Origin of the sequence: Rahnella sp. PAMC25559 (assembly GCF_050632365.1) — a bacterium.
GTDB lineage: Bacteria > Pseudomonadota > Gammaproteobacteria > Enterobacterales > Enterobacteriaceae > Rahnella > Rahnella rivi.
The window spans coordinates 2,618,638-2,629,571 of sequence record NZ_CP192543.1 but is presented as its reverse complement, the minus strand read 5'-3'; the positions used below and the strand labels follow the sequence as shown (position 1 = coordinate 2,629,571).

Genomic DNA, 10,934 nt, shown 5'->3' with positions numbered 1-10,934 from the left:
CCGTTTCAGGAGTGATCCGCTTCCGGGTTTACGGAGCGCAGGAAGAAATCCAGGGTGTCGGCGACGGTTTTATCCATGCCCACTTCCGGTTTCCAGCTCAGCAGGCGACGGGCATTTTTAATGCTCGGCGTGCGGTGCTCAACGTCCTGATAGCCTTTGCCGTAATAGGTGCTGCTTTCCACCAGATTGAAACCGGCAAACGGCGGGAACTGTGCGCGCAACGGATGCGCTTCAAAGCTCGCCAGCAGCATTTCCGCCAGTTCACGAATACTCGCTTCGTTGGTCGGATTACCGATGTTGATGATCTGGCCGTCACACAGGTTGTCACGGTTTTCAATGATGCGGAACAAGGCTTCAATGCCGTCGTTGATGTCGGTGAAACAGCGTTTTTGCTCGCCACCGTCAACCAGTTTGATCGGCGAACCTTCTACCAGATTGAGGATCAGCTGAGTGATTGCACGGGAGCTGCCGATACGCGCGGCATCGAGGTTATCCAGTCGCGGCCCCATCCAGTTAAACGGACGGAACAGCGTAAACTTCAGGCCTTCTTTGACGCCGTATGCCCAAATCACGCGGTCCAGCAACTGTTTGGATACTGAGTAAATCCAGCGCTGTTTGTTGATAGGGCCGACGATCAGACGCGAGTTATCCTCGTCAAATTCCTTGTCATCACACATGCCGTACACTTCAGACGTGGACGGGAAAATGATGCGTTTTTTGTATTTCACACAGTCACGAACGATTTTAAGGTTTTCCTCAAAATCGAGTTCAAATACGCGCAGCGGATTACGGGTGTATTCGATTGGCGTGGCAATGGCAACCAGCGGCAGCACAACGTCACATTTTTTGATGTGATATTCGATCCACTCGGAATGAATGCTGATATCGCCTTCAACAAAGTGGAAATGCGGATTGCCCATGAAGCGGCTGATAGCATCAGAACTGATGTCCAGACCGTAGATTTCGTAGCGGTCTTCACGCAGCAAACGCTCGCTCAGGTGGTTACCGATAAAGCCGTTTACGCCCAGGATCAGCACGCGGGTACGGCGTTTCATCACCGCAGTCGGCAGCGTGGAGAGACGCATTTCCGGCATAATGCCCAGTTCCAGCGCCAGACGAGAACCCTGAACGTACAACCCGTTTTCACTCTGACCGGCCTGGATCTGCAACGCACCTTCGCCACAGGCGATGGTCAGCGGATCAGCGCAAAGGACGGTGCCCGGTTGTTTGTCGTGCTGAGTGTTCAGCGGCAACGCGCGCCAAACCGTCAGTTTTCGTTGCCCGAGGAAAGTGAACGCGCCCGGATAAGGTTCGGTCACGGCGCGGATCAGGTTGTTAATCTCAGTGGCTGATTTATGCCAATGAATTTCACCGTCAGCCGCCGTACGGCGACCAAAGTAGCTCGCCTGCGCTTCATCTTGCGGCGTCAGGGTTATCTTGCCTGCTTTCATTTCTGGCAGTAAATCGGTCAGCAATTCTTTCGCCGCTTCGCGTACTTTCGCGTGCAGCTTCAGTGCCGTGTCATCCGCGGCGATCGCCACTTTACGCTGGCCGACAATGTCACCGGCATCAGGACGCTTCACCATTTTGTGCAGGGTGACGCCGGTTTCAGTTTCACCATTGAGCAACGCCCAGTTCACCGGTGCGCGGCCACGGTAACGCGGCAGCAGTGAACCGTGCAGGTTAAAACCGCCCTGCGGCGCGAGAGATAAAATCTCTTCGCTGAGCATGTTGCGATAGTAGAAAGAAAAAATCACATCAGGCTGCAAGGCGCGAATACGATCAATCCACAGCGGATGATTCACGTCTTCCGGCGCGTACACCGGCAGATTTAATTCGGCACCCTGACGGGCGACAGAGGAAAAGAATTGGTTTTCATTCGGTGCATCCGTATGGGTAAAGACCGCCTGAACGTCATAACCGGCATCAACCAGAGCCTGTAAACCAACGCAACCAATATCATGGTAGGCAAATACAATCGCTTTCATCACTCTTCTTCCTGACTGTTTTCTTCGGAACGAACGCCGACGACTTTTTGAACGAAATAACGGGGACGTGCGCGAACATCGTTGTAGATCCGCCCGATGTATTCACCGAGTAATCCCATGCCGACAAACTGCGCACCGATAAACATAAATAGCAAAGCAAAGAGGGTGAACACCCCGTCAGCAGCCCAGGCCGGGCCGTGAATCAACCGCATGAGGATCAGGAAAATCGCCAGCACGAAACCGAAGATGGCGATCGCACTGCCGACAACGCTAAGCATGCGCAGCGGCGTGGTGGTCAGGCAGGTGATCAGGTCATACATCAGGTTAATCAGCTTCATCAGGCTGTATTTGGAATCACCAAATTCGCGCTCAGAATGCTGCACCGGAATTTCCACGGTTTTCCGTGCAAAGGTGTTCGCCAGAATAGGAATAAAGGTACTGCGCTCGTGACAATGCAGCATCGCCTCAACAATGTGGCGACGGTAAGCCCGCAGCATGCAGCCGTAGTCGCCCATCGATTTGCCGGTGGCGCGCTGAATCATCATGTTGATCATTTTGGAGGCGGTTTTACGGAACCAGGAATCGCGGCGGTTAGCCCTTACCGTGCCCACGACGTCATAACCCTCATCGGCTTTCGCCACCAGACGCGGGATTTCTTCCGGCGGGTTTTGCAGATCGGCATCGAGGGTGATGACCAGATCGCCGGTGACATGGCTAAATCCGGCCATGATCGCCGAGTGCTGCCCGTAATTGCGGTTAAGCAAAACCGCGATGATGTGGCTGTCAGGCTGCTCTGCGGCGGCGGCAAGCATGTCGCCGGAGCTGTCGGCGCTGCCGTCATCCACCAGGATAATTTCATATTGCTGCGTCAGTTGCTGACACGCAGCCTGAGTACGCGTCAATAACGCGGGCAGGCTTTCTTCTTCGTTGTAGACCGGGATAACCACCGAGACTTTACGAATAGGTTCATAATGCGCCACTACTGCGCCTCCAAAAGGGAAAAAAGAGCCGAGACGACACGATCAACGTCGCTGTCCTGCATATCAGGGAACAGCGGCAGGCTGCACAGACTGGCTGAGTTCCATTCACTGTTTGGCAGGCTAAGTTGCGGATAACGTTCGCGGTAATATTTTTGAGTGTGGGCAGCCCGGAAATGTAAACCGGTTCCGATGCCCTGCTCTTTCAGACGTTCCATCAGTGCATCGCGGTTTATGCCACAACGTTTTTCATCTACGCGGATCATGAATAAATGCCAGGCATGAAGATGCGGATAATCCGGCACTTTCATTGGCAGATACGGCGAGCCCTGTAATTTATCGAGGTAACGTTGCGCCAGTTCGGCACGACGGGCGTTCATTTCACTCAGGCGTTTGAGCTGCACGACAGCAATGGAGGCATGAATGTCTGAAAGATTGTATTTGAAGCCAGGCTCGACCACTTCTGCCTGCGGTTTGCGCCCCTGAACCTGACGGTCAAACGCATCGACCGCCAGCCCGTGGAATTTCAGCGCACGCACTTTGGCGGCCAGCTCATCGTCGTCAGTAGCAACCAGGCCACCTTCGGCGCAGGTCATGTTTTTAATCGCGTGGAAGGAGAAAATTGCTGTTCCCTGCGCGCCAACCCAGCGATCGCGATAACGCGTACCGACGGCGTGAGCCGCATCTTCAATCACCGCAATACCATGCTGGTTTGCCACGGCGTATACAGGGTCGAGATCTAAAGGGGCACCGGCGTAATGCACAGGAATGATTGCTTTGGTTTTAGGCGTAATGGCGGCGGCAATAGCCTCTGCGCTGACCATCAGCGTATCCGGATCCACATCAATCATCACCGGCTCGGCACCGAGCAGAACAATCATGTTCAGCGTCGACACCCAGGTCTGAGAAGGTGTAATCACTTCGTCGCCGGGGCCTATGCCCAGCGCCATCAATGTAACGTGCATTCCACCCGTTGCGGAGCTGACCGCAATGGCATGTTTACAACCAAAGGCAGCAGAAAAATCTTGTTCAAGCTGATGTGTCTGCGGGCCGGTCGTGATCCAACCTGAACGCAACACTTGCCCTACAGCCTCGATCTCTTCTTCGCCCATAGACGGACGGGAGAAAGGCAAAAAGTTTTCCATTTCACTATCCCAAAAGGTAATTAGCTCAACACGACTGTAGACTGTGTTTATTTAACCGTAAGTAAACACCGCCCTGAATTTTGGATCTTATGATGTCGGTTTAAGCTTAATTTAACCTTAAGGATTTGCCAGTTTTGTGAAGTTAAACAGAAGTTAAATAGGAAGGGGGTAAATAGTATCGTCTATTACAAAATCAATAAAAACAATAACTTAAAATATATTAAGGATTTATTAAAAAAATGAACTTTATTAATAGAACCTCAGGCAGTGTTTTTTATGAACAATGAGAGTGTTTCGTGTTTAAAATAGGGTTCGTTAATATAATTAAACCGCTATTCATTTAACGAAAAAGGCGTCGCCGTGGTCATTATCCACTGACGTCCGGCAAGAGAATGTATCTGAAATTCGACGTTGTATACCTGAGAAAGCCTTTCAATCTGCATGACGTCAGCACATTCACCGGCAGCCACAACGCTTCCCGCCGACATCAGCCACACCTGACGGGCATAATGTAAGGTGTGATTGAGATCGTGATCGCTCATCACAACAGCGCGGCCTGAGGCGCAGAACTCCGCCAGCAATTGATCCAGCGCCTGTTGCTGTGCTACATCAAGGCTGTTCATCGGCTCATCCAGCAATAACATCAGCGAATCTGGATTCACTGACGGCCAGACCTGTAACAACACGGCCGCCAGCCGTACCCGCTGCCATTCGCCGCCAGAAAGATGCGTGACCGGCTGCGCCAGTTTATCGCTCAGCTGTAAAGCGTCACAAAGACGCGCAATCGTCTTTTCAACGGCGGCAGGTTCAGCAAGGCGGGGCTGGTGCAAAGATAAGTATTGAAACACCGGCATCATGGACGCCGGGGTCAGCTGCTGGCAAAGCCAGGCACGCAAACGCGCGAGCTGCAAGCCACCGAGATCGGCAACCCGCTGGCCGTTAAACCGCACATCGCCCGTCAGGGTGCCCTTTCCTTCAAATACCCCCGCCAGCCTTGCCAGTAAGGTACTTTTACCCGCGCCGTTCGGCCCGATAAGGTGAACGCGGCTGCCCGGCGCAATCTTCGCGCTGAATGCACGAAGGCGCCCTTCCACACTGATTTCACGACACTCCAGCATCCGCGCTCCCTGCCCTTCGACGTTAATGAATTACTTCGCCAGTGCGGCCTTGATCGCTTCCATCAGAATCGGATCTTCCGGTGCCATATCAGGTGCGAAACGCTGGACGACAGTGCCGTCGCGGCCAATCAGGAATTTTTCGAAATTCCACAGGATATTTTCAGGTTTCACCGGCTGACGCCCTTTACTCGCCAGACGCTCGTAGAAACCGCTGGCTTCAGGTTTGACCGCCTCAGGACGGGCAGCAATCAACGCGCTGTATAGCGGGTGACGGTTTTCGCCGTTGACGTCAATTTTGCTGAACATCGGGAATTTAACGCCAAACTGCGTGGTGCAGAACGTTTTGATTTCATCTTCTGTACCCGGCTCCTGCGCGCCAAATTCGTTGCAAGGGAACCCGAGGACTTCAAAACCCTGGTCATGCCAGGCCTGATAAATATTTTCCAGACCTTCGTATTGCTTGGTCAGGCCGCATTGTGACGCCACATTGACCACCAGCAACACCGAACCTTTGTAATCGCCAAGCGTTTTGGTTTCGCTATCAATGGTTTTCAGGGAGATATCAAAAATGTCATTACTCATCGCTTTTTATCCTGATAGGTAGAAGGTAGGGAGAGAATAGTTGATCTCTTGAAAGATGATCAGCGTATTTGTCCGGCTCTGACAAGTAGCCAGATGAAAACGGGTGCGCCCAGCGTCGCCGTGACGACACCGATCGGCAACTCCGCCGCGTACAACCCGATGCGTGACAGCACATCCGCCAGCAGCAATACTGCCGCACCGCACAGCGCGCAGGCCGGAAGCAGACGACGCTGGTCGGTCATACCGCACAAACGGAGAATATGGGGGATCACCAGACCGATAAACCCTATCACACCTGCCAGCGCAACGCTCAGGCCGACCATCCAGCCGACGGCCAGCACCAGAATATAGCGCCAGGATGTCAGGGAAACGCCCAGTTGCTGCGCCTGCTGCGTACCCAGTGAAAGCAGGTTCAGCGTCTTACCCTGACCTGTCAGCCAGAGCAGAACCGGTAACAGCATGACGCCGAGCCAGACTTGTCGCCAGTCCACCCCACCGAAACCGCCCATCATCCAGTACATCAGCTGGCGTAAATCCAGATTGCTGCTGAAGTAAATGGCCCAGGTCATCAGGGCGCTGCACACAATACCAATGGCAACACCCACCAGCAGCAGACGGGCATTATTCAGCCGATGCCTGCGCGCGGCGTATAACAGAAAGAAAGTGACGACTAACGCACCCGCCACAGCAGCCAGACTCATGATCCAAACCGGCAGCATCCCGTGACTGAGCATCACACAAAACACCAGCGCGACACCCGCGCCGTTCGCCACGCCAAGCAGGCCGGGTTCTGCGAGAGGATTTTCAAACAGCGATTGCATGACGGCACCGGCGACAGCCAGACTCGCGCCGACCAGAATCACCGCTATCGCACGCGGTAAGCGTAACTGCCAGACAAATAACCGCGCTTCATTACTGAGCCATTGATCTGGCCACAGCCAGTTTTCGCCCGCGCTGAGACTCAGCCCCAGCACCAGAATTAAGAGCACGCTCAGACCGTAAAGCCCGCGCCGATCACGCTTTTTTTGCTGATGTTCCAGGGTCGAAAAGGTCTGCCGGTTAGACATGAATTGCAGTTTCCGGGTGCTGAAAGGGATAGTAGGGATCTCGCTATCCTACCGATATTAAGCAGTTAGCTCCACTGCGCGGAAACAGAAAATGAAAAAGCCGGTGACTGAGCACCGGCTTTTTGTATTTTGCAATGACGATCAGGATTAACGGCCTGGCTGACCATTGGGCGGAATCGGCTGGCCGTTACCCTGATGACCGCTATTGCCACCCTGATGATTATTGTTGCCACCGCCCTGATGACCGTTGTTATCACGGTGGTCACCGCCATCCGGGCGGCCCTGATTATGCGGCTGCTGTGGCGGCCGCGGCGCGCTATGACCCCGCTGAGGCGGTTTGGCATCCCAGCGGTTACCGTGCCAGTACATCCCGCGCTCGTTACGCTCACCATAATGATGGCCCTGATGCGCGCGCCACCACTGCGGCGGACGCCAGTCGTAACCATCCCAGTAGTAACCGCGCTGATCCTGATCCCCGAGGTGAAGCGTTACGCCAGGTACGTTAACGTCAATGGAAACATTTGCCTGTGCGATCACAGGCAAGGCCAGCGCACAACAAAGCAATAAGAGAGATTTTTTCACGGTAGTCACGCCTTCTATATTTTATATGACGTGTTTTTTATATCAGGGGGGTACAGAACTGACTATGAGCCAAAGGCGGATTTTCGTTTAACTTGCTGCGGGCTTACGTAATAAATACAAACGTATCCTGATTGAAATAATTCAACAGGCGTGAATGTGTTATCTGTTCAATTCTTATGGAAATATTAACGAACCTTAACGCAAGCCTGACAACAGCTTATTCAGTAATTATTTATACTCGCTCTGTTTATTCAAAAAGGATCTATTTTATGCGTCGTATTTTAGCCCTGTTAAGTATTGGCCTGGTTGTTGTCAGCCTGAGCGGTTGTCTGTTTCCTCCGTTTTGGGGCCCTGGTGACGGCGGTCACGGTGGTGGTCATGGCGGCGGTGGTCCTGGTGGACCTCGCATGTTCTATAACCATTAATTATCTTTCTAATTCAATTTATTCCGGCGAAAGCGGATAAATAATCCACTCCATTTCCCGCTACCAGTTTAATCATTTCATTTAAGGGGCTTCGGCCCCTTTTCTGTTTCTGATGTTGTGTTTTTATTTTGGTATTTTATTTATGTCACAAAATCGGCTTCAGAACAGCGCATAGAAATAATAAGAGTCTTTAGCGCGTGAATTAAATCTATCAGACTAATCCTGAACCGCCCACCGCTTTAACACTATCTTTTCGCTTTCTGTGCGAATTACTTAAAACCCTGGAAAATTACCCACCAGCAGAATAATTTTGGTTAAAAAAAAGGCCGCTTTCGCGGCCTTTTAGAAGATGTTACTTATTCTTTCGGAGTGGCATTCTCAACGCGACTCTTCAATTTCTGTCCCGGACGGAAAGTCACCACACGACGCGCCGTGATCGGAATATCTTCGCCGGTTTTCGGGTTACGTCCCGGACGTTGGTTTTTGTCACGCAGATCGAAATTGCCAAAGCCAGACAGTTTAACTTGTTCGCCATTTTCCAAAGCTCGACGGACTTCTTCGAAAAATATTTCAACAAGGTCTTTGGCATCCCGTTTGCTAAGCCCAAGCTTCTCAAACAGGTGTTCTGACATTTCAGCTTTAGTAAGCGCCATAGGTTCAATCCCTCAAGGATGCTTGGAATCGCTGTTTTAGAGCCTCTACGCATTTTGCAACGGTAGCGGCGATCTCCTCTTCTTCCAGTGTACGGGCGGTATCCTGCAACACCAGACTGATAGCCAGGCTCTTGTAACCTTCAGCTACGCCCTTGCCACGGTACACATCAAACAAGTTTACGCCAACTACCTGATTTGCGCCAACTTTCTTGCACTCAGCCAAAATATCGTCTGCGGGCACGTTTTCAGCCACAACAACGGCGATGTCACGACGGTTCGCCGGGAAGCGGGAAATCTCTTTCGCATCAGGCAGTACGCGGTCTGCGACCTTATCCCACAGCATTTCGAAGACCACAGTACGGCCATTGAGATCGAGTTTACGTTCCAGTTCCGGATGGACTACACCAATGAAACCAATACGTTCGCCGCGTAAATAAATCGCTGCGCTCTGCCCCGGATGCAATGCAGGATTGGCTTCAACCCTGAACTGCACGTCGTTCATTTTGCCGGTAAGCTCAAGAATAGCCTCAAGATCACCTTTCAAATCGTAGTAGTCAACTGCCTGACGCGCCAGATCCCAATGCTCTTCATTTTTATTGCCGGAAATCACGCCAGACAGCATGACGTCCTGACGGATACCTAAATCAGCTTGAGTATCAGGCACAAAGCGCAGGCCACTTTCGAATAAACGCACACGACTTTGCTGGCGATTCTGGTTGTTAACGACCGCAGTCAGCAAGCCAGACCACAGGGAAAGGCGCATTGCTGACATTTCCACGGAGATCGGACTTGGCAGAATCAGCGCGTCTTCGCCCGGATGCAGTAAAGCCTGCACTTTAGGATCAACGAAGCTGTAAGTGATGGCTTCCTGGAAACCACGATCAACCAGCAGATTTTTCACACGTTTCAGCGACAGATTGGCTTCACGGTGACGGGTCATTTCAAGATTCGCTTTTACCGGCACATCTGGAATGTTGTTGTAACCGTAAATTCGGGCAACTTCTTCCACCAGATCTTCTTCGATCTGCATGTCAAAGCGCCAGCTCGGTGCGACTGCCACCCAGTGATCGCCGTTATGGGCAACGTCACAACCCAGTCGGGTCAGAATATCCGTGACCTGTGCATCCTCAACATGGTGACCAATGAGGCGATCCAGTTTTTCTCGACGCAACGTAATGGTTGCCGCTTTCGGTAAATCTGACGCAGAAGTCACATCAATGACCGGACCGGCTTCACCGCCACAAATGCTTAACAGCAGCGCGGTGGCACGTTCAATGGCTTTAAACTGCAGTTCAGGGTCAACGCCACGCTCATAGCGGTGCGATGCATCGGTGTGCAAGCCCTGACGGCGTGCGCGGCCTGTGATCGCCAGCGGAGCAAAGAAGGCCGACTCCAGCAATACATCCTGCGTTTCGTCATTAACGCCAGAGTGCTCACCACCGAAAATACCGGCCATCGCCAGCGCTTTTTGGTGATCGGCAATCACCAGCGTGTCTTCTTTCAGCTTGGCTTGCGTACCATCGAGCAGCGTAAGCGCTTCATCTTTTTGCGCCATACGCACCACGATACCGCCATTGATACGGCTGAGATCGAAGGCATGCATTGGCTGTCCCAATTCCAGCAGCACGTAGTTGGTAATATCCACTACGGCATCAATAGAACGGGTGCCACAGCGACGCAGTTTTTCACGCATCCACAGTGGCGTTGGCGCTTTAACGTTGATGCCTTTCACCACGCGGCCCAGATAGCGAGGACAGGCTTGCGGTGCCTGAACATCGATAGACACTGATGCGTCGATCGTTGCAGCTACGGGTTTCATCTCAGGTTCGATGAGTGGAAGCTGATTAACCACGGCCACGTCGCGCGCTACACCAATAATACCGAGGCAATCCGCACGGTTTGGCGTTACGCTGATTTCGATGGTGCTGTCATCCAGCTTCAGGAATTCGCGGATATCTGTTCCGACCGGCGCATCCAGCGGCAGCTCGATGATTCCGTCGTGATCTTCGGAAATACCCAGCTCGGAGAACGAGCACAGCATTCCTTCTGAAGGCTCACCACGCAGTTTTGCGGCTTTGATTTTGAAATCACCCGGCAGTACGGCACCGACAGTTGCCACGGCAACTTTGAGGCCCTGACGGCAGTTTGGTGCGCCACACACGATGTCCAGCAGGCGATCGCCGCCCACGTTCACTTTGGTGACTCGCAGTTTGTCTGCGTTAGGATGCTGACCGCACTCCACAACTTCGCCTACCACCACGCCATTAAATACGCCAGCGACAGGTTCAACACCGTCAACTTCCAGGCCGGCCATCGTGATTTGATCGGATAATGCTTCGCTGCTGATGGCTGGGTTTACCCACTCACGCAACCAGAGTTCACTGAATTTCATGTGAT

At 52.5% G+C, this 10,934-nt stretch carries 9 protein-coding genes; all 9 read right to left on the bottom strand.

Annotated features, from left to right (window positions below; translation table 11 throughout):
• Positions 1–5: 5 nt before the first annotated feature.
• The 9 genes from arnA to pheT all read right to left on the bottom strand — a co-directional run bounded on the left by arnA (position 6) and on the right by pheT (position 10,929).
• Complete coding sequence (arnA, locus tag ACQZQY_RS13505) at positions 6–1,988, bottom strand: bifunctional UDP-4-amino-4-deoxy-L-arabinose formyltransferase/UDP-glucuronic acid oxidase ArnA (protein ID WP_056773477.1); 1,983 nt, start codon at positions 1,986–1,988, stop codon at positions 6–8.
• Entirely contained in the window at positions 1,988–2,968 is a 981-nt protein-coding gene (gene arnC / locus ACQZQY_RS13500; RefSeq protein WP_056773473.1) for an undecaprenyl-phosphate 4-deoxy-4-formamido-L-arabinose transferase, read from the bottom strand. The genes arnA and arnC overlap by 1 nt, the downstream gene beginning before the upstream one ends.
• Complete coding sequence (gene arnB, locus ACQZQY_RS13495; protein WP_122096216.1) at positions 2,968–4,110, bottom strand: UDP-4-amino-4-deoxy-L-arabinose aminotransferase; 1,143 nt, start codon at positions 4,108–4,110, stop codon at positions 2,968–2,970. Before arnB ends, arnC begins: the two co-directional genes overlap by 1 nt.
• Before the next feature lie 332 nt (positions 4,111–4,442).
• Positions 4,443–5,228, bottom strand: a complete 786-nt coding sequence (gene btuD, locus ACQZQY_RS13490) for a vitamin B12 ABC transporter ATP-binding protein BtuD (protein ID WP_431295784.1) — start codon at positions 5,226–5,228, stop codon at positions 4,443–4,445.
• Positions 5,229–5,258: 30 nt separating this feature from the next.
• On the bottom strand, positions 5,259–5,810 hold the full coding sequence (locus ACQZQY_RS13485) for a glutathione peroxidase (protein ID WP_431295783.1): 552 nt from the start codon (positions 5,808–5,810) through the stop codon (positions 5,259–5,261).
• A gap of 59 nt (positions 5,811–5,869) precedes the next feature.
• Positions 5,870–6,877, bottom strand: coding sequence for a vitamin B12 ABC transporter permease BtuC (btuC, locus tag ACQZQY_RS13480; RefSeq protein ID WP_431295782.1), 1,008 nt, complete (start codon positions 6,875–6,877; stop codon positions 5,870–5,872).
• A 147-nt stretch (positions 6,878–7,024) separates the two neighbouring features.
• Positions 7,025–7,459 carry a DUF2502 domain-containing protein gene (locus tag ACQZQY_RS13475; protein ID WP_122096212.1) on the bottom strand — a complete coding sequence of 145 codons (435 nt, stop codon included), beginning with the start codon at positions 7,457–7,459 and terminating at the stop codon, positions 7,025–7,027.
• 781 nt (positions 7,460–8,240) lie between these two features.
• On the bottom strand, positions 8,241–8,537 hold the full coding sequence (gene ihfA / locus ACQZQY_RS13470; protein WP_004089944.1) for an integration host factor subunit alpha: 297 nt from the start codon (positions 8,535–8,537) through the stop codon (positions 8,241–8,243).
• A 4-nt stretch (positions 8,538–8,541) separates the two neighbouring features.
• A complete protein-coding gene (pheT, locus tag ACQZQY_RS13465; RefSeq protein ID WP_431295781.1) occupies positions 8,542–10,929 on the bottom strand; it encodes a phenylalanine--tRNA ligase subunit beta in 2,388 nt (795 codons plus the stop codon).
• Between the last annotated feature and the right edge of the window lie 5 nt (positions 10,930–10,934).